This window comes from Nocardioides lijunqiniae (genome assembly GCF_015024225.1).
Taxonomy (GTDB): domain Bacteria; phylum Actinomycetota; class Actinomycetes; order Propionibacteriales; family Nocardioidaceae; genus Nocardioides; species Nocardioides lijunqiniae.
In genome coordinates, this window is record NZ_JACJGM010000042.1 from 18,508 (window position 1) to 39,277 (window position 20,770).

A 20,770-nucleotide genomic window follows, 5' to 3' on the forward strand; every position below is an offset into this window, starting at 1 on the left:
GCTTCGCCCGTGTGTCCGGCAGGGAAACCGGGCCGACGCGTGCCCACGCATCCGGGGGGCCTCCAGGAGGCCTCCCCCGGCGGGTCTCAGACCCCGGTGCCCCCGGAGGTGCCGTCCGGGGTGGCGCGGTGGCTGCCCTGGGACGGGGCCGCCGGCGGCGGCGTGGAGGCCGGGTCCGAGGGGTCCACCGGCCCGGCGTGACCGGTCGTCGGAGCCGGGGTGGCGTGCGTGCCGGTCGTGCCGTGCGTGCCGGTCGTCCCGGGGCCCTCCGACGTGTCCGCCGCGAGGGCGGGGTCCGTCGTACCCGGCGTCCCGACCGCGCCGGGCTGGTAGTCCTTGGCCTTGTGGTTGACGTCGGGGTCGATCCGGTCGGCCTCGCGCAGCCGGTCCTCGACGCGCGCCTCCTCGACGTGATGACCCTGGCGGGCCTCGTTGGCCCGCTGCTCGGCGCGCTCGGCCTCGGCGCGCTTGACCTGCGCCTCCGCCTCGGCCTGCTGGGCGTCGCGGGCGGTCTCGGTCAGGACGCCCCGGTGGCTGCCGGCCTCGTGGCGCAGCCGCTCGGCCTCGTGGCGACGCGACTCGGCCTTCTTCTTGTTGGCCATCGCCAGCGCGACGCCGATGACGGCGAGCAGCACGAGCACGACGACGACCAGGATGATGATGGTGGTGGTGGACATGGGTCCCTCCAAGCTTGTCGACTTCGTCGGCGGTACCCGTCTCCCGCGCCGCGGAAGCAAAGAGGCCTCCTACCCACCGGTCGTGCGTTTTCCCTGGTCAGCCCGCCAGCAGGTGCACGGCGAGCCCGAGGCCGGCGGCGCCGATCGCGTAGCGCAGCGGCCGCTCCGGCACGGCGCGCAGCAGCCGCGGTCCGGCCGCCCCGCCGAGCAGCGCCCCGGCCGCCAGCAGCGCCGCGACCGGCCAGTCCACCGGGCCGGCGACGGCGTAGATCAGGGCGCTGCTGAGGTTGGCCGCGCCCGAGCCGAGGTTCTTGACGGCGTTGGTCACCGGCAGCGCGAAGTCGTAGCGCAGCGACATCGCCGCGAGCAGCAGGATGCCGGCGCCGGCGCCGAAGTAGCCGCCGTAGACCCCGATCACGAGGAAGAGCACCCACCACCGCCCGGCACCGGCGGGTCGGTCGCGCCGGGCGGTACGCCGGGCGAGCAGGGCGCGCAGCCGGTCCCGCGCCAGCAGGCTGACGCCGCCGAGCGCCACCAGCCACGGCACCAGGACCTCGAAGACGGACGTCGGGGTAGTGAGCAGGAGCGCCGCGCCGAGGCACCCGCCGAGCGCGGTGACGGCGCACAGCCGCACCGCGAGCCGGCCCTGGCCGCGCAGCTCACGGCGCGCGGCCAGTCCGGAGCCGGCGGTGTTGCTGGTCATCGCGACCGTGCTGGTGACGTTGGCGCCGACCGGCGACAGTCCCGCGGCGAGCAGGGCGGGATAGCTGACCACCGAGGCCAGGCCCGCGACCGAGCCGCACAGTCCGGCCCCGACGCCGGCGAGGACGAGGAGCCACCAGGGAGCGTCCACGCCCCGTCAGGCCGTGGCTTCGACGCGGTCCGCGAGGTGGCGGGCGATCTCGAGCGCCGCGGTCGCGGCCGGTGAGGGGGCGTTGAGCACGTGCAGCTGGCGCGGGGCGTGCTCGACGTGGAAGTCGTCGACCATCCGGCCGTCGCGGCCCACGGCCTGGGCGCGCACGCCGGCGCCGGAGCGCACCAGGTCGTCGCCGGTGACCTCGGGCAGCAGCTCCTGCACGCTGCGCACGAAGAGCGAGTGGCGCACGGACCGTGCGACCTCGCCGGCGCCGGTGCGCCAGTGCCGGCGCGCCAGGCGCCAGGCGCCGGGCCAGGAGAGCTCCTCCCAGAGGTCCCGGGCGTCGACGTCGCCCCACCGGTAGCCCTCGCGGGCCAGCGCGAGCACGGCGTTGGGGCCGGCGTGGACGACGCCGTCGTGGCCGCGGGTCAGGTGGACGCCGAGGAACGGCAGGGCCGGGTCGGGCACGGGGTAGACCAGCCCGCGCACGAGGTGGCGGGCGTGGTCGCGCAGCTCGTGGTACTCACCCCGGAACGGCAGGATCCGCACGTCGGGGCGCAGGCCGGCCAGGCGCGCGACCCGGTCGCTCTGCAGGCCCGCACAGTTGAGGACGTAGGTGCCGCGCACCGTGTGCTGCGACGTCGCCACCTCGACGGAGGTGGCGTCGGAGGCGACCGAGCGGACCTCCTGGCCCAGCAGCACGCTGCCGCCCGCCGCCTCGAGCAGCGCGACCAGCGCCCGGGAGACGCCGACGTAGTCGACGACGGCGGTCGTGCCCACCCGCAGCGCGGCGAGGCACTCGACGTGCGGCTCCAGCTCGCGCGCCTCCTCGCTGCTCAGCCGCGAGGCCGGTACGCCGTTCGCCGCGGCGCGCCGCTGGAGCTCGTCGAGCTGCGGGAGCTGGCGCCGCTGGGTGGCGACGATCAGCTTGCCGGTGACGTCGACGCTCACCCCGTGGTCGCGGGCGAAGGCCACCAGGGACCGCGCGCCCTCGACGGCGAAGCGGGCCTTGAGGCTGCCGGGGGCGTAGTAGATGCCGGAGTGGACGACGCCGGAGTTGCGGCCGGTCTGGTGGGCAGCGACCCGGTCCTCCTTCTCCAGCACGGTGACGCGGTGGCCGCGCGCGGCGAGCTCCGCGGCGCCGGCCAGGCCGAGGATGCCGCCGCCGACGACCACGACGTGCTCGCTCATCGGACGGCCTCCTCGTCGCGACGGTCGATCGCCTCGGCGAGCACCTGCGCCAGGTGGCGGCCGCCGCGCGGGGCGAGGTCGTCGAGCTGGGTGCGGCAGGAGAAGCCGTCGGCGAGCACGGCGGTCTCGCCGTCGGCCGCGCGGACCGCCGGGAGCAGGTGCTGCTCGGCCACGGCCACCGAGACGTCGTAGCGCTCGGGCACCACGCCGAAGTTGCCCGCCAGGCCGCAGCACCCGTCGAGCACCTGCGCCTCGACGCCGGCCCGCCCGAGCAGCTCGCGGTCCGCGTCGAACCCGAGCACCGCGTGGTGGTGGCAGTGCGGCTGCACCACGGCCCGCCCGCCCACCGCGGGCGGTGACCAGACCGGCGTACGGCGGAGCAGCTCGGCGAGCGTCACGACCGCGCCCGCCACGACGCGCGCCTCGGCGGTGCCCAGCAGCTCGACGGCGTCGCTGCGCAGCACCGCGGTGCAGGACGGCTCCACGCCGACGACCGGCACGCCGGCGGCGGCGGCCGGGTGCAGGGTCGCCACGGTCTCGCTGAGGAGGCGACGCGCGCCGTCGAGCTGCCCGGTGGAGATCCAGGTCAGGCCGCAGCACACCCGGCTCTCGGGCAGCTGGGGGCGGTAGCCGGCGTCCTCGACGACCCGGACGAGGGCGTGGCCGACCTCCGGTGCGAAGTACTCGGTGAAGGAGTCGACGAAGAGCACCACCGGCTCGCCGTCGGGGCGACGCGTCGGCGCCGTCCGGCGGAACCACGCGCTGAACGACTCCTCCGCGAAGTCGGGCAGGGAGCGCCGCTGGTCGACGCCGGCGGCGGCGAGCGCGAGCCGGCGCAGGGGCCGCAGGGCCATCAGCCGGTTCACCAGCCGGGCGACCGGCTGCGCGAGCCGCGCCCACCGGGGCAGCCACCCCAGCGAGTAGTGGGTGACGGGGCGCAGCCGGCGCCGGTAGGTCTGGTGCAGCACCTCGGCCTTGTACGTCGCCATGTCGGTGCCGGTCGGACAGTCCGACGCGCAGCCCTTGCAGGCCAGGCAGAGGTCGAGCGCGTCGTGCACCTCGGGAGCGCGCCAGTCCTCGACCGGCGAGGTGGAGCTGAGCATCTCCTGCAGGGCGCGCGCCCGCCCGCGGGTGGAGTCCTTCTCCTCGCGCGTGGCGGCGTACGACGGGCACATCACGCCGCCGGTGAGCCGGGTGTCGGCGGTGCACTTGCCGACGCCGGTGCACCGGTGGACGGCCTGGGAGAAGTCACCGTCGTCGTGCTCGTACAGGAAGGCCAGCGGCGCGCGGGGCCGCTCGGCCGCGGCCAGCCGGATCCGGGCGCCGACGGGCTCGGGGTCGACGAGCACCCCGGGGTTGAAGACGTTGCCCGGGTCGAGCGCGTGCTTCAGGGCGGAGAACGCCTGGAGCGCCTCGGGGCTGTACATGATCGGCAGCAGCGCGCTGCGCGCCCGCCCGTCGCCGTGCTCGCCGGACAGCGACCCGCCGTAGCCGGCGACCAGGGTGGCGGCCTCCTCGAGGAAGGTGGCCAGCTGCGCCGGGCCGTCGGGCTCGCCGAGCCGGAAGTCGAGGCGCACGTGGAGACAGCCGTCGCCGAAGTGCCCGAACGGCATGCCGGTGAGGTCGTGCTGCTCCAGGAGTCGGTCGAAGTCGCGCAGGTAGTCGCCGAGGCGGTGGGGCGGCACGGCCGCGTCCTCCCAGCCGGCGTGGGCCGGTCGCCCCGACGGCGAGCGGCCGGCCAGCCCGGCGCCGTCCTCGCGGATCCGCCACAGCGGGGCGATCTCGCGGGGGTCGGTGACGACGCGGTGGTCCAGGGGGGCGAGGTCGCGGGCGAGGTCGGCTGCCCGGCGCACGAGCTCGCCGGGCTCGTCGCCGGCGAGCTCGACGAACAGCCACGCGGCGCCCCGCGGCAGCGGCGGCACGGCGTCGGGGCCCTTCCGATCGACGAGCGTCCCGACGATGCGGCGGTCGAGGCCCTCGCAGGCGGTGGGGCGGTGGGGCAGGACGGCGGGTGCGGCGTCGCCGGCGGCGGCGATGTCGGGGAAGCCGAGCACCACCAGCAGCCGGTGTGCGGGGTCCTCGACCAGCCGCACGGTGGCCTCGGTGACGACGCCGAGCGTGCCCTCGCTGCCGACCAGTGCCCGCGTCAAGTCGAAGCCGCGCTCCGGCAGGAGGTGCTCGAGCGCGTAGCCCGAGACCTGGCGCGGGAAGGTGCCGAGCTCGGTGCGGATCGTCGACAGGTGCGAGGAGGCGACCCGACGCAGCCCGTCCACCAGCGCCCGTCGCGGGTCGCCCGGGACGAGGTCGTCGACCCGGTCGGTGCGCAGGACGAGCCCGCCGGCGGTGAGGAGGTCCATGCCGACCACGTTGTCGCTGGTGCGTCCGTAGGCCAGGGTGCGGGAGCCACAGGCGTTGTTGCCGATCATCCCGCCGATGGTGCACCGCGAGTGGGTCGACGGGTCGGGGCCGAACCTCAGCCCGTGCCCCTGTGCCTGCCGCTGCAGGACGGCGTGCACCACACCGGGCTGCACGACCGCCGTGCGCGCCTCGGGGTCGATCGAGAGGACGGCGTCCAGGTGCCGGCCGAGGTCGAGGACCACGCCGTCGCCGATGGCGTTGCCTGCCACCGACGTGCCCGCGCCGCGGGAGGTGACCGGCACCCCCTCGGCGACGCACAGCTCCACGACGCGGGCCACCTCGTCGGCGTCACGCGGGCGCACCACCATGAGCGGCTCGACCCGGTAGATCGAGGCGTCGGAGGAGTAGACCGCCCGGCTCGTGGAGTCGTCGAGGACGTCCGCGACCCCGGCGGCCCGCAGGCGCGCGGCGAAGGAGCTGCCGGCGGCCACTAGCGGTCGAGGAAGGGCATGGCCAGCGGCCGCATCGGGGCGGCCGTGGCCCCGCGCAGCTTGATGCCCGCGCCGATGAAGGCGAACTCGTAGAGCTTCTCCTGCGAGAGCCTCTCCATGTCGACGACCTCCATGATCGGGATCCCGGCCTCGGCGAACAGGTAGGTGTGCACGGGCAGCCAGTTCCCCTCCTCGGTGGAGGGGATCTGCTCGAAGGACAGGTTGTCAGAGCAGACCACGGCGGCGCCGCCGCGCGCCAGGAACTCCGCCCCGTCGCGGGTGCAGCCGGCCTCGTTGGTGATGTAGGCCTGCGGGTCGTCCCACAGCGTCATCTGGCCACCGCGGATCAGCACGACGTCACCCACGCGCAGCTCGACCTCCTGCTTGCGGGCGGCGTCGGCCAGGTCCTGCGCGGTGATGCCGTAGCTCTGCGGCAGGACGTCGACGCCGTGCAGCGCGGCGACGTCGAGCATCAGCCCGCGGGCGATGATCGGCGGCTGCTTCTCCGCGCCGGCGCACATCCAGTGCCGCGCTCCCAGGTACTGATCGGCGTCGAAGTTGTTCCAGATCTTGGTGCCGTAGCCGAAGTGGTTGAGCGTGTCGATGTGCGTGCCGCAGTGGGTGTACATGGACACCGCGTCCCCGGAGTAGCCGACCAGCTCGTTCTGCACGCCGAAGCCGGTGGAGTCGTCGAGCGCCGTGCCGCGAGGGGTGTTGGTCATCCAGATCTGGTACGGCGGCTGGCCGGCCGCGGTGAAGGACGGCATGCCCAGGAAGTAGTCGACGCTCAGGTCGATCGTGTGCCCGGCGTCGGCGCGCGACATGACGGCGCGCATCGACTCGGGCGTGATCAGGTTGAGCATCCCGATCTCGTCGTCCTCGCCGAACGGGCTGGTCGTGATCTGCCGGAAGGTCGCGGCGGTCGCGGCGATCTTGCGGGCGGTGGCCTCGTCGACAAAGTTGGTTCCGCACATGGTTCAGGCCCTTTCGGCGTCGGAGGTGAGGTCGGGCAGGCGGGTGAGCGCCTCGTAGAGATGGGGGCGGCGCCCGCTGAACAGCGAGATCGCGAAGTCGGCGTCGGGCACCACGATGTCCTTGTCGCGCGCGGTCAGGGGCGCGATGTCGGCGACGACCAGTCCCTCCTCGCGCTCGCTGGTGGCCAGGACCGTGCCGACCGGGTCGATCACCTGGCTGCGACCGATGAAGGGCACGTTCCGCTCCTCGTCGCCCCGGTTGGCCGCGATCACGAAGACGTGGTTCTCCGCGGCGCGCACCCGGGTGTACAGCTCGGCGACGCGCTGCGCCGGCTCGGGCCAGTTGGTGGGGTTGACGATGATGTCAGCCCCGCCGAGCGCCAGGCACCGGGCCCACTCGGGGAAGCGCAGGTCGTAGCAGATGCTCAGCCCGACCACGCCGTACGGCGTGGTCACCAGCACCGGCTCGTTGTCCCCCGGCGTCACGAACCGGTCGGCGCCCAGGAACGGCAGGTGGGTCTTGCGGTAGTCGGCGCGCAGCCCGCCCGGCCCGAGCAGGACGGCGGTGTTGTGCACCGCGCCGCCCACCCGCTCCAGGAAGCCGATGACCACGACGAGGCCGAGCGACCCGGCGGCCGCGGCGACCGCCGCGACCTCCGGCCCGTCGCGGTCCAGCGCCACGGGCAGCATGTCGGCGAGGCTGTCGAAGACGTAGCCGGTGAGCCCGCACTCCGGGAGGACGAGCAGCTCGACGCCGCCCGCCCGCGCCTCGGCCATCACCTCGAGGGTGCGCTCGAGGTTGGCGGGCACGTCGGCGAAGACGCTGCCGATCTGGCCGGCCGCGACGCGCACGGTGGTGTCGGGTGCGGGCCCGGTCGGGGGGAGGGTGCTGGGCATGGTCATCGTGCCTTTCGCTTGCGGTCCCAGGCGCCGTTCGCCACGATCGCGACGATCAGCACGACGCCGTAGGCCATCCGCAGCTCGAACGACGAGGCCTCGGTGAGGGTGAGGTAGTTCTGGATGAGGAAGAGCAGCACGGCACCGACGGCCGCACCGAAGAGCCCGCCGCGGCCGCCGGCGAGGCTGAGACCGCCCAGGGCCACGGCCGCGATCGCCTGCAGCGTGTACGTCGGCCCGACGGTCGAGTCGGCACCGCCGAGCACCGCGGTGAGCACCAGGCCCGCCACGCCGGCCATGACGCCGGTGAGCAGGTAGGCGAGGAACCGCACGGCCGTCACGTTCACGCCGGCGGTGTAGGCCGCGCGGTCGTTCGAGCCGACCATCAGGAGGTTGCGCCAGTAGGCCGTGCGCGTCAGCAGCAGCCAGACGAGCCCCACGCCGAGGATGACGTAGAGGACGTTGGGCAGGACTCCGTCGACGGAGGTGAACCACGACATCCACTCGGGAAGGAAGCCGGTGGGCGCGCCCAGGACCTGCGTGGCCAGCCCGGCGAAGACGAGGTACGTCGCCAGCGTCGCGATGATCGGCGGGATCCGCACGAGCGTGACCAGCGTGGCGTTGACGGCTCCCGCGGCCGCGCCGGTGAGGATCGCCGCGACGATGACCAGCCACGCGACCGAGAGGTCCCGCGGGATCAGCACCGCCGCGATCACGACGCTCACCAGCCCGGCGGTGGGGCCGACGGACAGGTCGAGCCCGCCGCCGCCGCTGAGCACGACCGGCGCCTGGGCCATCGCGAGCAGGACGAGCGGGGAGGCGTAGACGAGGACCAGCTTCCAGCCGCCGTCCAGGAAGGTCTCGCTCTCGGACGCGGTGAGGAGCAGCATGACGCCGACGGCGACGAGCGCCGGGACGAAGTACGGGACCTTGCGGGCCACCGTCTGGAGCAGGGGCGTCGCGACGGTCGCGCTCACAGCGTCACCTTCCGGTCGTGGGAGTCGTGGGGTGCGGGGCCGGCGGGCCCAGTAGGCCCGGCAGGGGCGTCGACGTGGCGGCCGAACATCGCGGCGAGCACCGCGTCGTAGGTGAGCTCCTCGCCCTCGAGCACGTCGAAGACCCGCTCGGCCTGGCAGACCGCGACGCGGTCGCAGCAGGTGAGCAGCTCCTCGATCTCGGTCGAGAGCATGACCACGGTCGTGCCGGCCTCGGTGAGCTCGCGCAGGAGCGCGTAGAAGTCGCGCTTGGTGCCCAGGTCGACGCCGCGCAGCGGGTCGTTGAGGATCAGCACGTCCGGCTCGGCGGCCAGCCACCGACCGACCAGGACCTTCTGGGCGTTGCCGCCGCTCAGGCCGGTGATCGGGTACGACGGGTCGTGCGGCACCACGCCGAGGCGGCTCATCTCCTCGCGGACCCGCGCCAGCACCGAGGAGGCACGGAACACGCCCACCCGGGAGTAGCGCGGGAGCGTGGCCAGGGAGAGGTTGTCGCCCACGGTCAGCGAGGGGAACAGCCCCTCCTCCTGACGCTTGCCGGGCACGTAGGCGATGCCCGAGCGGAACGCCTGGCGGTAGCCCGTGACGCGGGTCCACGAGCCGTCGCGGTCGACCTCGACCCGGCCCGACGTCGACGGCCGGACGCCGGCGAGCACCTCGACCAGGTGCGAGCCGCCCTGCCCGTCGAGGCCGCCGATGCCGAGGATCTCCCCGCGGCGTACGTCCAGGTCGAACGCCGGCGCCTGGGCGGCCAGGCCCAGCTCGACGCCGCGCAGCACGACGTCGGAGGCCTTCCGCGCGCGGGCCTCGGCCCGCACGTGGTGCTCGCCGGCATCGCTGCGACCGCTCATCATCGACAGCAGACGGGCGGGCGTCGCCTCGTCCTTGTCGACGGTGCCGACCGTGCGGCCGGAGCGCTGCACGGTGGCACGGTCGATGAGGATCTCCAGCTCGTCCATGCGGTGCGAGACGAACAGGACGCTGCGCCCCTCGCGCCGGTGGTCGTCGAGCAGCGCGAACAGCCGGTCGCGGGTCGACAGGTCCAGCGCCGAGGTGGCCTCGTCGAGGATCAGCAGGCGCCACGGCCGGACCAGGGCGCGGGTTAGCGTGAGCACCTGTCGCTCCGCGAGCGAGAGGTGGTGCGGCGAGCTCTGCAGGATCGACGCAGGGGCGCCGAGCGACTGCACGACCTGCTCGGCGGCCTGGCGCTCGGCCCGCCCGGACCGGGCCCGGCGGAAGATGCCGTCGGTGCCGGCGAAGACGTTGTCGATGCCCGAGCACTCGTCGGAGACCAGCGTCTCCTGGAAGACGGTGACGATCTCGTGGCGCTGGGCCGCCGCCGGCGAGCGCAGTTCGACGGCCCTGCCGCCGACCCGGACCTCACCCTCGGTCGGGCGCATGATGCCGCTCAACAGCTTGACGACGGTGCTCTTGCCGGAGCCGTTCTCGCCCACGAGGCCGTGCACCTCGCCCGGCGCGATGCTCAGGCGGCAGTCGCTCAGGGCGACGGTGGGGCCGTAGCGGTGGGTGATCCCGGCCAGCTCGACGACCGCCGGCTCGATGGGTGGAGTGCTCATCTCACAGCCTCTGCGCGACGTGACGGTCACGGCCGTAGACCGTGATCAGGAGGAGGATGGCGATGCCGAGCATCACCTGCTGCATGTTGGGGCCGATCTCGAGGCCGACGAGCAGCGTCGTGAACATCGTGGTGACGAGCACCCCGGCGACGGTGCGGGCGTAGGTGCCGGCACCGCCGAGCAGGGAGGTGCCGCCCACGACGACGGCGGTGATGGTCGAGAAGAGGTACGGGTCGCCGATGCTCACCGAGGCCCCACCGCTGAAGCCCGCGAGCAGCAGCCCGGCGGCGCTCGCGCACAGCGCGCCGACGGAGTAGACGACCACGCGGATCATGACGGGGCGGACCAGCGCGAGCCGGGCCGCGCGCTCGTTGCTGCCGAGGGCGTAGAGGCGACGGCCGAAGACCGTGCGCCGCTCCACGGCCAGCACCACCGCGAGGGTGAGGAGCCACAGGACGACCGCCGCGGGGACGCCGATCCCCCACAGCGACCCGACGGGCGAGACGGCGTCGGTGACGAACCCGGGCACGTCACCGCCGGTGTTGCCGTCGGTGGCGACCAGGACGGACCCGGTCACGAGCGAGGCCATGCCGAGCGTGACCACCAGCGGGTGCAGCCCGAAGAGGCTGGACAGCAGCCCGTTGGCGGTCCCGATCGCGAGCGACACCACGGCCACCAGCAGCACGATGCGGCCGAAGCCCCACCCCTCGGCGTACAGGGTGGTCACCAGGACGTTGGCCATCCCGATGGTGGCGGGGATGGAGAGGTCGATGCCGCCGATCATCACGGCCCACGTCTGACCGACCGCGGCGAGCCCGAGGACGGACGCCAGGACCAGCAGGGACATGACGCCCGTCGTCGAGAGCACGCCCGGGGTCGTGAGCGTCAGGACGACGAACATGGCGACCGGGGACAGGTACACCAGCACGCTCGAGGCGCGCACGGCCCGGCGCTTCGGGGGCGGCGGGGACGCGGCGGCGACCGGCGCGTCCCCCTGGGTGATGGCGGTGGACATCGACCTCTCCTGGACTACTTGACGGGACTACTTGACGGGAAGCTGGTCGAGGCGCGACTCGAACGTCGCCGGCTCGTCGCCCCCGGTGAACAGGTCGTCGTAGTAGCTGCTGGGCACGGACTCGCCGTCGAGCGGCTGGGCGTTGCACCCGCTGCTCAGCGTCATCTCCGGCTTGTAGAACTCCTCGAAGTTCGAGGCGTTGATCTCCGGCAGCGGGTAGAGCAGCGTGTTGAGCTTGGGCTGCTGACCCGCGAGCATCCGCAGCGAGACCTTGAACGCCTCGACGACGCCCTGGCCGGCGCCCTGCGTGAAGCCGATGGACTCCTTGCCGGTCTTCTTCCAGTTGGCCAGCCAGGCGCAGGCGCCCTCGAAGCCGGTGACGTACGGCAGGTCGCGACCGGCCTGCTCGAAGGCCTCGGTCACGGGCACGGCGCAGACGCCGCCGTCCCACACGCCGGCCACGTCGTCGGGGTGCGTCGTGAGGTACTGCAGCATCTGCGACTTGATCGTCGAGGGCGTCCACTCGCCCGTGATGTGCTCGACGGTCAGCCCGGCCTCCTCGAAGACCTGCGTGGCGCCCGCCTGACGGGCCTCGGCCGCGGCGACGCCGGGGATGCCGTCGCACATGACGACGGTGCCCTCGCCGCCGGTCTTCTCGACCAGCCACGTCGCGGACGTCTGGCCGGCGAAGTAGGAGCCGAAGTCGGACTGGATCGCGTTGGTGCAGTCGGTGCCGGTCTGCATGACGACCACGAGGGCACCGGCGTCCTTGGCGCTCTCGAAGGCGTTGCACAGGCCCACCGTCGGGGGCTGCATCACGAGGACGACGTCGCAGCCCTTCTGGACCATCGTGTTGATCTGGGTGGCCTGCAGGCTGGCGTTGTTGTCGGCGTCGGAGACGATCATCTCGCCGTCGACCAGGCCCTGCTCGTCGAGCTGCTCGAGGATGCCCTCGGCCACGGCCAGACCCTCCTGGCGCCAGGTGTTGCCCTGGTAGGAGCTGGAGTAGCAGAACTTCCACGGCCCCTCGGAGGGCTTCCAGTCGGCGTAGGGGTTGGGGCCCAGGCGGGTGGAGTGCCAGAAGCCGGCGTAGGCGTCGCGGGCGGACTCCGGCACCTCCTCGAGCGCGGCGTTGTCCGCCTCCGTGGCGGGCTTGCCCGTGCCGAGCGCGGTGTACTCGTCGGCGGACGCGCTGTCGCCGCCCTCGTCGGCGGAGAGGCCGCCGCAGGCGGTGAGCAGCAGGACGAAGCCCACGAGCACGAGGGCCAGCGCGGATCGGCGCCGACCTCCCGAGGTGGTCCCAGATGTTGACGGTGCGGTCACGACAGTGCTCCTCGTTCGAACGGCGGATGTGTGGCAGGTCACCCCGAATGACATGTAACATACAACACGTCACATGCCACAGCGTCAACGTTCGTGATCGGACGGTGAGGGGACCGTTACGATCTGCATCGCTCGTGAGCCAGCCCCACGACCAGCGCCCACCCGGGCACACGGAAAGATCGGAGTTCGATGGAACCGCTCCAGAGCGAGGGGTCGATGACCGACCGCGCGACGTCCGCGCTGCGCTCGGCGATCCTGCGCGGCGACCTGGAGCCGAACACGCTGCACGCGGTGCACACCGTGGCGGAGTCGCTCGGCGTCTCGCGGACGCCGGTGCGCGAGGCGCTGATCCGCCTGGCCGCCGAGGGCATGGTGCGGGTCCAGCGCAACCGCGGGTTCGTGGTCCTGCGTCACTCCCCCCAGGACCTGGTGGAGATCTTCTCCCTGCGGCTCCTGCTGGAGGTGCCGGCCACGCGCGCGGCGGCCTCGATGGCGACCAGCGACGACGTCGCGGCGCTGGAGGCCGACATCGCGCGGATGCGCGACGCCATGTCGGCCGACGATGCGGAGCTCTTCCTCCGCGAGGACCGCCAGTTCCACCGGACGCTGCTGTCGATCAGCGGCAACGAGCGGCTCGCGGAGTTCGTCGACAGCCTGCGCAACGTCGTGCTGAGCAGCGGCGTCAGCACGGCCAACCGCACCGAGTCGATCGGCGAGATCCTCGAGCCGCACCTGGAGCTGCTGCGCCTCGTGCGCGACGGCAGGTCGGCCGAGGCGGCCGCGTCGATGCGCGAGCACCTCGTCAGCACGGGGCACAAGCTGCTCACCCAGGAGTTCGGCGACGAGGCGGCGGCCCGGTTCGCCGATGCCCTGGGCGCCTACGAGGTCTGAGCGCGCCCACTCAGGCCAGCGGCAGGGCGCCGTTCGCCGAGTCGAGGTGCTCGACGGTGGTGAAGACCAGCTCGGTGTCGCCGACGTTCTCGATGTCGTGGAGCAGGTACTCCCCGCGGGCGAACGTGAAGTGACGCGTCTCGCCGGCGTCGTAGCTGACGTCGCGCGTCGTGCCGTCGGAGGTGTGCTGACGGCTGGTGCCGGCGTTGACGGCCGTCCAGAAGTAGTCCAGGACGTGCCGGTGGGCGTGCCACCGCTCGCCGGGTGCCAGGCGGATCTCCCACACGCGCACCCGGGCGTCCTGGCTCAGCAGGCGCGATCCCACGTGTGGGTCGTAGGCGTGCGTGGCGAACTCGTCGACGAGCTCGGGCGTCCAGCCCTCGAAGCCGGTGGCGACGAGGACGCCGGCGAGCGGGGCGTCGGTCAGCCAGCCGTGGTCGGTGCTCTCGGACATCGGATCTCCTCTCAGTGGCCCGGGCCGTAGAGCCCGAAGCGCAGGTCGGGGTCGCCGGGGGTCCAGGTGCAGGACACCTGGGAGCGGGCGCCCATCTCCTGGACGCGGTGCAGCAGGCGCTGCCCCAGCTCGAGCTGGCCGGGCTCCCACTTGGCCAGGGCGTCGGCCACGTCGCCGTCGCCCTCCGCCAGCGCGTCGTGGAGCGCCCAGGCGTTGGCCGCGGCCTTGGCCGTGCCGGCCGCGGCGTGCGGCCGGGCCGCGCTCGCGGCGTCGCCCACCAACGCGACTCGTCCCAGCGCCATCCGGTGCGCGCCGGCGTCGCGCACGGCCTGCAGGTAGGGCTGCTCCGTGCGGAGCACGACCTCGGCGGCCGCCGGCGCCAGGACCTCGGCCGCGGTGCGCCGCATCTCCTCGGCGAAGCGGTCCTGGACCTGGCCGGGGTGCACCGACACCGGGCTGGCGAAGCCGCGCTTGTCGGTCATCAGCTCCTCCAGCTCGTGGCCCGCGGCGACGTTGCGGTACCAGACGTAGTTGAGCAGCCGCTCCCCCACGGCGAGCCCGCCGTCGGGGCCTGGGATCGGGTAGAGCGTGATGTGGGTGTGGGGCGCGACGCTGTAGCTGATGGAGTCGTGCAGCAGCTCGAACGTCGCCGGCGAGAGCTCCCGCTCGGGCACCGTGCCGCGCCAGCCGACGTAGCCGGCGTAGTCCAGCGTGGTCCCGGGCGAGATCCGGGTGCGGCTCGGAGAGCTGATCCCGTCGGCGAACACCACCAGGTCCGCGCGCTCGGTGCGACCCGAGACGAAGCGGACCTCCACGCCGTCCTCGTCCTCGTCGAAGCCCGCGGCGTACTCGCCGAGGTGGTAGTCGCGGGTGCCGAAGTCGGCGAGCAGCGCGCGGTAGAAGGTGCCCCAGGACGTGTAGCTCCACGGGGCCTCCTCCCGGTGGACGACGTCGTTGCCGACGCCGAGGTACTGCACGTAGTGGGTCGACGTGCTGACCTGCTCGGGCTGCTGGTCGCTGCACTCGTGGAACCAGCGCAGCGTGTCGGGCTGCAGCACGATGCCTCCGCCGCGGCCGTCGAGCCCGCCCGGCGTGCGCTCGAAGACGGACACGTCGAAGCCGAGGCGGCGCAGCAGCAGCGCGGTCGTGAGACCCCCGATGGAGCCGCCGACGACGAGGGCACGCCGTCCGGAGTAGTCGTGGCGGGGGTTGGGGTCAGTCATGGTCGGGGCCTTCCGGGGAGAGGGCGAGGAAGCGGTGGGCGTGGCGCTCGAGGTCGACGGCCGCAAGACCCTCGGCGAGCGGCAGGTCCTGGGGGCGGGGCACGCCCATGTCGAAGGGGTAGTCGCTGCCGACCATCAGCCGCTCGTCGCCGGCGTTGTCGCGCAGGAGCCGCAGGGCCGCGGGGTCGTGGGTGAGGGTGTCGAACCACAGGTCGCGGATCGTCTCGTGCGGCGGGCGGGTGCTGGCGGCGCGCACGTCGGCGCGCTCCTGCCAGCCGTGGCGCCAGCGACCCACGAGTGCCGGGGCACAGCCGCCGCCGTGGACGAAGCAGATGCGCAGGCCGGGCAGCTCCTCGAGCACCCCGCCCAGCAGCACGGAGGCGACGGCCGTGGCGGTCTCGACCGGGTTGCCGACCAGGTTGGCGAGGTAGTGGCTGCCCCACTCGGGTCGCGGCAGCTGCATCGGGTGCACCAGGACCGCGAGGTCCAGCTCCGCCGCGACCCGGACCACGTCGAGCAGCGGCCCGTCGTCGAAGGAGGTGGCGCCGACCAGGGGTGGCACGGCGATGCCGCGGACGACGCCGGAGGCCGCGAGGTCGGTCATCTGCGTGCGCGCCTCGTCGGCGTCGTGCAGCGACACGAGGCCGAGCCCGAGGAGCCGACCTCCGCTGTCGCGGCAGGTGCGGGTGAGCGCCTCGTTGAAGCGCCCGACGTACTTCTCGACCCCGGGGTCGCCGACGACGGGGAACGCGAACGGCGGCGCCGACAGGACGCGGCAGCCGAGCCCGGCGGCCTCGGTGTCGGCGAGGACCCGGGCGGGGTCGCTCATCGCGCTCACCTCGATGGACAGGGGCAGGTCCCCCAGGTGCAGCTCGCCCTCGTGGTCGCGCATCGCCGGCAGCGGCGACCCCGGCGGCAGTCCGAACAGCTCCTCCGGCAGCCAGTGCGCGTGGACGTCGACGAGACCGGGCGTGACGGTCGGCGCCTGCGGGGCGGCGCTCATGCCGGCACCTCGGCCCGGGCGGCCGCGGCGCGGGCCTCGAGGACCTCGAAGCGGGCCAGCACCTCGGCCTGCAGCACCGCCACCGCCGGGTCGGAGGCGCGACGGGGGCGCGGGAGGTCGACCTCGATGGTCTCGTGCACGTGCCCGCCCGGCGCCAGCACGACGATCCGGTCGGACAGCTGGACGGCCTCGGTCACGTCGTGGGTCACGAACATGACCGTGCGGCGGGACTCCAGCCAGATGCGCTCCAGGTGCTCGCGCAGCGTGCGGGACGTCATCGCGTCCAGGTGGCTGAACGGCTCGTCCATCAGCAGGATGTCCGGCTCGACGGAGAAGGCGCGGGCGATGCCGACGCGCTGTTGCTGCCCGCCGGAGAGCTGGGCGGGGAAGCGGTCGCCGAGGTGGCCGAGGCCGACGAGGTCGAGGTAGTGCTGCGCGCGCTCCGCCCACCCGTCGCGGTCGTGCTGGACGAAGGAGAGGTTCTGGTCGACCGTGCGCCACGGCAGCAGCCGGGGGTCCTGGAAGACGTAGCCCACCCGGGCGTCCCGGTCTCCGGCGCGGAGGCTGACGTTGCCGGCGGTGTGGCTCTCGATCCCGGAGACGATGTTGAGCAGCGTGGTCTTGCCGCTGCCGGAGGGCCCGACGATCGAGACGAACGTCTCGCCGGTGATGGAGAGGTCGATGCCGTCGAGGACGCGAGTCCGGTTGCCGGCCCGGTCGTGGTAGTCCTTCACGAGGCCGGAAATGTCGATGGAAGCCATGAGCGGGGTCGCCTTTCAGGAGTGCGGGGTGGGTGGGGTCGGGGGCGTCAGACCGAGCGCCAGCGCGTGAGGCGCCGCTCGACGGGGCCGAGCACGACCTGGTCCACCAGGACCAGGAAGGCGATGAACACCAGCACCCACGCGAGGAAGCCGTCGAGCTGGTTGGCGTCGTACCAGTAGCGCGAGCGCCAGCCGACGCCCGACGTGGACCCGAACCACTCAGCGAGGAGCAGGCCGTTCCAGGCCGACATGATGGCGAAGCGCACCGCGGCGACCGTCGAGCCGGCGACGGCCGGTGCGACGACGTGACGCAGGACCTCGGTGCGGCTCACGCCGAAGGCGCGGGCCACGAGCAGCAGGTCGGAGGGCACCGCCCGCACCGCCTTGGCGATGTTGACCATGACGAACGGCAGGGCCGCAAGGAACACCGTGACCACCGGGGTGAGCCAGCCGAAGCCGAACCACATGGTGGTGAGCAGCGCCCAGATGACCGCCGGCGCGGCCAGGCCGGCCATGGTGAGGTCGGTCAGGGCGTTCTCGGCGAAGCGCGACAGCCCCATCAGCACGCCCAGCGCCGTACCGACGACCAGCGCGACCACGAGGCCGAGCACGAAGCGGTTCATGCTCACCGCGACGTTGCCCCACAGGTCGCCGGAGGCCTGCTCGGCGGAGAGCCGATCGATGGTGTCGGCCAGCGACGGGACCCGGTCGCCGAGGACGACGGCGAGCTGCCAGACGAGCAGCATCGTCGCCACCGAGGCGAGCAGCGCGAGCGCGGGACCGACGAGGGCACGGGTCCGCGACGGACGCCTCGGGGTGGGTGCGGGGCCGGTGCGGGTGGGGGCCGGGGGTATGGCGGTGGCGGTCATGCGAGGTCCTTCCTCCAGGCGAACAAGCGGGACTCGAGGGCGGCCAGGCCGCGCTCGATCAGCACCATCGCCACGACGAACAAGGTCGTCCAGGCGAGCATGTCGGCGACCTGGAACTCCTGGTAGGCGCGGCGGATCATGAACCCGACGCCGTCCCGGGCGCCGAAGACCTCGGTGAGGGCCTCGACCTTCCAGGCCATGGCGAAGCCGTAGCGGACACCCACGAACACGAACGCCGTGATCGCCGGCAGGTAGACGTGGCGCACGACGTCGGCCGGGCTGCGGCCGAACGCCTGGCACATGCGGAGCAGCTTCCCGTCGACCGAGCGGACGCCCTCGGCCACGTTGATGGCCACGAAGGGCACCGCCACCAGGGCGGACACCACGATCGGGCCGGTGGCGCCGACCCCGAAGATCACCAGCCCGAAGACCGCGTAGGTCAGGCCCGGCACGTTGCCCAGGACGAACAGCGGCATCGAGAAGTAGGAGGAGAGGAAGCGGCTGCGGCCCATCGCGAAGCCGATCGGCAGACCGGCGAGCATGGCGAGCCCGAAGCCCGCCAGGATCTTGACGATGCTGGAGGCGAAGTTGTCGAGCGCGGCGCCGGAGACGGTGATGTCCACGACCCGCTCGAGCACCTCGAGGGGGCCCGGGGCGATGTTGTCGTCGACGACCGCCGAGGCGATGCCCCAGGCGAGGACGGCGACCACGAGGGCGCCGGAGGAGACGAGCCAGCGCGGAGCCGACGCGGGTCGGCGGGACTTCGACCTGCCCACGGACGGGCGGGCGGCGACGAGGGTGCTCATCGGGGTGCTCCTTCGGTGGGGAGGAAGCGCGGGTCCGCGACGTCGTCCTCGATGACGCCGGTCTCGCGCATGAGGTCGAAGATCGCGCTCTCGTCGTCGGCCCAGGCCTGGTCGAAGCGGACGTCCTGCACGACCCAGTCGTGCTGGCTGACGTACTCGGTCATGAACGCGACGTCCTCGGGCTTCTCGACCGCGAAGTGCTGCGGGTAGCGGGCGATGATCTCGTCGCGGTGGCTGCGCCACTCGGTCAGGCCGCGCTCCCACAGGTCGAGGAACGCGTCGACCTCGTCGGGGTGGTCCTCGACCCAGTCGGCGCGGGCGACGAAGACGTTGCCCATCGGGCCGTCGTGGCCCGGGGCGTCGAGGTCGGCGAAGATCTCCGCGGACGAGCGGCCGTCGTACAGCGCCCGGACGCTGCCCTCCCGCAGCTCGTTGGCCGAGAGGTCGGGGTAGCAGATGCAGGCGTCGATCTCGCCGCGCGCCAGGAGGCTGGAGAGGTTCTGGATGTCAGCGACGACGACGTCGAAGTCCTCGGCCAGGTCCAGGCCGTGCATCTGCTCCACCAGCGCGCTCCAGACGAGCGTGCCGGAGACCGTCGTGAAGACGCCGAGCTTCTTGCCCTTCAGGTCCTCCAGCGTCGTGGCGGTCTCGTCCTCGCGCACCAGGATCCGGCTGCGCTCGGAGTTGTAGCGCCCGATGATCACGGTGTCCTGCTCGGTCTGCTCCTCCAGCCCCGGCACCTCGAAGGACGCCGACGAGATGATGTCGGCGTGGCCACCGGCGAAGAGGCCGAACTCGTCCCACGTCGCGGAGGTCTCGACCGAGATGCCGGTCTCGTCCTCGAAGTCCTCGACGATGCCCTCGTCGTTCATGTAGTCCCAGATCGGGTCGGGGGCGAAGGTGAAGCGGATGACCCCCTCGCGGGCGGCGCGGGAGGAGGCCGGACCGCCGAGGCCGGCGCCGCAGCCGGGCAGCAGCGCCACCAGGCCGAGCGCCAGGGCCGCCGCGGTCCAGCCGGAGCTCGAGGATCTGGTCACGGGGGGCCTTCCGTCCGGGCGGTGTGACTGGCGTCACCGCTGACAGGAACGATGCTCCGACCGCGCCGCGGCCACAATGTCCTTCGAGACACAACACCTCACTTCGCGATGTATCGTCGAACACATGCGACCCGAGGCGGAGCGATTGGAGCTGCGTCGCTGGCTCTCGGGGATCGCCGCGATCGGCGCAGCGGTGAGCCGCCAGGAGCCGCTCGACGCGCTGCTCGGGCTGGTCGCCCGGACCGCCTGCGAGCTGCTCGACTACGACTTCTGCGGCGTCTTCCTGCCGGACGCCTCTCGAGGGGCCCTCGTCATCCGCGGCTACCACGGGCTCTCGCCGGAGTACGTCGAGCAGGTCAACGCCGAGCACCCCATCCTGCTGGCCGGGGCGCGCGAGGGCGAGGCACCGACGAGCCGCGCCTTCCGGACCGCTGCCGTGGTGACCCTCGCCGACATCGAGGCGGAGCCCCGGTTCGGGCCGTGGGGAGGCGTGGCCCAGGAGCAGGGCTACCGCGCGCTGGTGAGCGTCCCGCTGCTGCTCGCCGGCGAGGTCGTCGGCACGCTCAACTGCTATCGCCGCACCCCCCACCACTTCACCGACGCCGAGCTGGAGCTGGTCAGCACGCTGGCCACCCAGGTGGCCATCGCCCTGGTGACCGCCCAGCTCCGGGCCAGCGAGCTGGCCACGATCGAGGAGCTCCGCAAGGCCGCCGACATCCACACGGAGCTCACCTCGACGGCGCTGCGCCGCGAGGGCGTCGACGGCGTCGCGCACGGGCTGGCCCGGCTCGTCGGACGTCCGGTCCTGGTGGAGGACGTCGCGGGTGCGGTCCTGGCCGCGGCCCCGCAGGCGTTCGTCGTACCCGGCGGGCAGGAGGCGCGCGAGGTCGACGTCCGGCTGGCCGCCGGGACGCTCGTCGAGGTCGGCGCCGACGACGCGGCCAGGGTGGGCGTCGGGGTCCTGCTCGAGGGTGGCGTCGTGGCCCGGGTGTGGTGCGCGGGTGCGCTCGCCGACCTGAGCGGGCTCGACGTCCGGGCGCTGGAGCACGCGGCGGTGGTCGCCGCACTCGAGCTGCTGCGCGAGCGCACGGCGGCCGAGGTCGAGAGCCGGCTGCGCGGCTCCCTGGTCGCGGACCTGCTCGCCGGCGACGCGGACCGGACCGACCTGGCGGAGCGGGCCCGGCGCATGGGCCACGACCTGAGCGCGCCGTACGCACTGATCGCGATCAGCGGGGGCGAGGCCGGGCTCCGGGCGGTGACGCCCGGGCTGCGCGGCGTCCAGCCGCCGCCGCTGGCGACCGTCCACCGCGGCGTCCTGGTGCTGCTGTGGCCGCAGGCGGCGAGCCGGGGCGGCGAGCCGCTCGCGGCAGCC

At 73.4% G+C, this 20,770-nt stretch carries 19 protein-coding genes; 2 read left to right on the forward strand and 17 right to left on the reverse strand.

Features of this window, described 5'->3' with window-relative positions; all coding sequences use genetic code 11:
- Positions 1–86 precede the first annotated feature (86 nt).
- From IRQ30_RS20475 to IRQ30_RS20520, 10 genes are all read right to left on the reverse strand, one after another.
- On the reverse strand, positions 87–677 hold the full coding sequence (locus tag IRQ30_RS20475; protein ID WP_193614742.1) for a hypothetical protein: 591 nt from the start codon (positions 675–677) through the stop codon (positions 87–89).
- 97 nt (positions 678–774) lie between these two features.
- Positions 775–1,530: a TSUP family transporter gene (locus IRQ30_RS20480; RefSeq protein ID WP_193614743.1), complete on the reverse strand. Its 756-nt coding sequence runs from the start codon at positions 1,528–1,530 to the stop codon at positions 775–777.
- 6 nt (positions 1,531–1,536) lie between these two features.
- Positions 1,537–2,724, reverse strand: coding sequence for an L-2-hydroxyglutarate oxidase (lhgO, locus tag IRQ30_RS20485; protein ID WP_193614744.1), 1,188 nt, complete (start codon positions 2,722–2,724; stop codon positions 1,537–1,539).
- Positions 2,721–5,573, reverse strand: a complete 2,853-nt coding sequence (locus tag IRQ30_RS20490) for an FAD-linked oxidase C-terminal domain-containing protein (protein ID WP_193614745.1) — start codon at positions 5,571–5,573, stop codon at positions 2,721–2,723. The genes lhgO and IRQ30_RS20490 overlap by 4 nt, the downstream gene beginning before the upstream one ends.
- Complete coding sequence (locus tag IRQ30_RS20495; protein WP_193614746.1) at positions 5,573–6,547, reverse strand: cyclase family protein; 975 nt, start codon at positions 6,545–6,547, stop codon at positions 5,573–5,575. Before IRQ30_RS20495 ends, IRQ30_RS20490 begins: the two co-directional genes overlap by 1 nt.
- A 3-nt stretch (positions 6,548–6,550) precedes the next feature.
- The gene (locus IRQ30_RS20500) at positions 6,551–7,444 is read right to left on the reverse strand and encodes a carbon-nitrogen hydrolase family protein (protein WP_193614747.1); all 894 of its coding nucleotides are present in this window, start codon (positions 7,442–7,444) and stop codon (positions 6,551–6,553) included.
- 2 nt (positions 7,445–7,446) lie between these two features.
- A complete protein-coding gene (locus IRQ30_RS20505) occupies positions 7,447–8,421 on the reverse strand; it encodes an ABC transporter permease subunit (protein WP_193614748.1) in 975 nt (324 codons plus the stop codon).
- Positions 8,418–10,016, reverse strand: a complete 1,599-nt coding sequence (locus tag IRQ30_RS20510; protein ID WP_193614749.1) for a sugar ABC transporter ATP-binding protein — start codon at positions 10,014–10,016, stop codon at positions 8,418–8,420. The genes IRQ30_RS20505 and IRQ30_RS20510 overlap by 4 nt, the downstream gene beginning before the upstream one ends.
- 1 nt (position 10,017) lies before the next feature.
- Complete coding sequence (locus IRQ30_RS20515; RefSeq protein ID WP_193614750.1) at positions 10,018–11,031, reverse strand: ABC transporter permease; 1,014 nt, start codon at positions 11,029–11,031, stop codon at positions 10,018–10,020.
- Between the two features lie 27 nt (positions 11,032–11,058).
- Positions 11,059–12,354: a substrate-binding domain-containing protein gene (locus IRQ30_RS20520; protein WP_193614751.1), complete on the reverse strand. Its 1,296-nt coding sequence runs from the start codon at positions 12,352–12,354 to the stop codon at positions 11,059–11,061.
- Positions 12,355–12,543: 189 nt separating this feature from the next.
- On the opposite strand from IRQ30_RS20520, the gene IRQ30_RS20525 reads away from it, so the two are divergent.
- Positions 12,544–13,245, forward strand: a complete 702-nt coding sequence (locus IRQ30_RS20525; RefSeq protein WP_193614752.1) for a GntR family transcriptional regulator — start codon at positions 12,544–12,546, stop codon at positions 13,243–13,245.
- Between the two features lie 10 nt (positions 13,246–13,255).
- On the opposite strand, the gene IRQ30_RS20530 is transcribed toward IRQ30_RS20525, so the two are convergent.
- The 7 genes from IRQ30_RS20530 to IRQ30_RS20560 are packed head-to-tail and all read right to left on the reverse strand — an operon-like array spanning position 13,256 to position 19,398.
- On the reverse strand, positions 13,256–13,699 hold the full coding sequence (locus IRQ30_RS20530; RefSeq protein ID WP_193614753.1) for a cupin domain-containing protein: 444 nt from the start codon (positions 13,697–13,699) through the stop codon (positions 13,256–13,258).
- Between the two features lie 11 nt (positions 13,700–13,710).
- Complete coding sequence (locus IRQ30_RS20535; protein ID WP_193614754.1) at positions 13,711–14,922, reverse strand: FAD binding domain-containing protein; 1,212 nt, start codon at positions 14,920–14,922, stop codon at positions 13,711–13,713.
- Positions 14,915–15,925, reverse strand: a complete 1,011-nt coding sequence (locus IRQ30_RS20540; RefSeq protein ID WP_193614755.1) for an amidohydrolase family protein — start codon at positions 15,923–15,925, stop codon at positions 14,915–14,917. Before IRQ30_RS20540 ends, IRQ30_RS20535 begins: the two co-directional genes overlap by 8 nt.
- Complete coding sequence (locus IRQ30_RS20545) at positions 15,922–16,686, reverse strand: ABC transporter ATP-binding protein (protein ID WP_193614756.1); 765 nt, start codon at positions 16,684–16,686, stop codon at positions 15,922–15,924. The genes IRQ30_RS20540 and IRQ30_RS20545 overlap by 4 nt, the downstream gene beginning before the upstream one ends.
- A gap of 47 nt (positions 16,687–16,733) precedes the next feature.
- Entirely contained in the window at positions 16,734–17,555 is an 822-nt protein-coding gene (locus tag IRQ30_RS20550) for an ABC transporter permease (protein WP_193614757.1), read from the reverse strand.
- On the reverse strand, positions 17,552–18,361 hold the full coding sequence (locus tag IRQ30_RS20555; protein WP_193614758.1) for an ABC transporter permease: 810 nt from the start codon (positions 18,359–18,361) through the stop codon (positions 17,552–17,554). Before IRQ30_RS20555 ends, IRQ30_RS20550 begins: the two co-directional genes overlap by 4 nt.
- A complete protein-coding gene (locus IRQ30_RS20560) occupies positions 18,358–19,398 on the reverse strand; it encodes an ABC transporter substrate-binding protein (protein ID WP_193614759.1) in 1,041 nt (346 codons plus the stop codon). The genes IRQ30_RS20555 and IRQ30_RS20560 overlap by 4 nt, the downstream gene beginning before the upstream one ends.
- A gap of 124 nt (positions 19,399–19,522) precedes the next feature.
- Between IRQ30_RS20560 and IRQ30_RS20565 the strand changes: the two genes are divergently transcribed.
- Positions 19,523–20,770, forward strand: a 1,248-nt coding sequence (locus IRQ30_RS20565) for a GAF domain-containing protein (protein WP_193614760.1), incomplete at its 3' end; no start/stop codon positions are given.

Coding starts and splice junctions, on each gene's coding strand:
- IRQ30_RS20475 (WP_193614742.1), bottom strand. CDS start 677: ATGTCCACCACCACCATCATCATCCTGGTCGTCGTCGTGCTCGTGCTG.
- lhgO (WP_193614744.1), bottom strand. CDS start 2,724: ATGAGCGAGCACGTCGTGGTCGTCGGCGGCGGCATCCTCGGCCTGGCC.
- IRQ30_RS20495 (WP_193614746.1), bottom strand. CDS start 6,547: ATGTGCGGAACCAACTTTGTCGACGAGGCCACCGCCCGCAAGATCGCC.
- IRQ30_RS20500 (WP_193614747.1), bottom strand. CDS start 7,444: ATGCCCAGCACCCTCCCCCCGACCGGGCCCGCACCCGACACCACCGTG.
- IRQ30_RS20510 (WP_193614749.1), bottom strand. CDS start 10,016: ATGAGCACTCCACCCATCGAGCCGGCGGTCGTCGAGCTGGCCGGGATC.
- IRQ30_RS20515 (WP_193614750.1), bottom strand. CDS start 11,031: ATGTCCACCGCCATCACCCAGGGGGACGCGCCGGTCGCCGCCGCGTCC.
- IRQ30_RS20525 (WP_193614752.1), top strand. CDS start 12,544: ATGGAACCGCTCCAGAGCGAGGGGTCGATGACCGACCGCGCGACGTCC.
- IRQ30_RS20530 (WP_193614753.1), bottom strand. CDS start 13,699: ATGTCCGAGAGCACCGACCACGGCTGGCTGACCGACGCCCCGCTCGCC.
- IRQ30_RS20535 (WP_193614754.1), bottom strand. CDS start 14,922: ATGACTGACCCCAACCCCCGCCACGACTACTCCGGACGGCGTGCCCTC.
- IRQ30_RS20540 (WP_193614755.1), bottom strand. CDS start 15,925: ATGAGCGCCGCCCCGCAGGCGCCGACCGTCACGCCCGGTCTCGTCGAC.
- IRQ30_RS20545 (WP_193614756.1), bottom strand. CDS start 16,686: ATGGCTTCCATCGACATTTCCGGCCTCGTGAAGGACTACCACGACCGG.
- IRQ30_RS20550 (WP_193614757.1), bottom strand. CDS start 17,555: ATGACCGCCACCGCCATACCCCCGGCCCCCACCCGCACCGGCCCCGCA.
- IRQ30_RS20555 (WP_193614758.1), bottom strand. CDS start 18,361: ATGAGCACCCTCGTCGCCGCCCGCCCGTCCGTGGGCAGGTCGAAGTCC.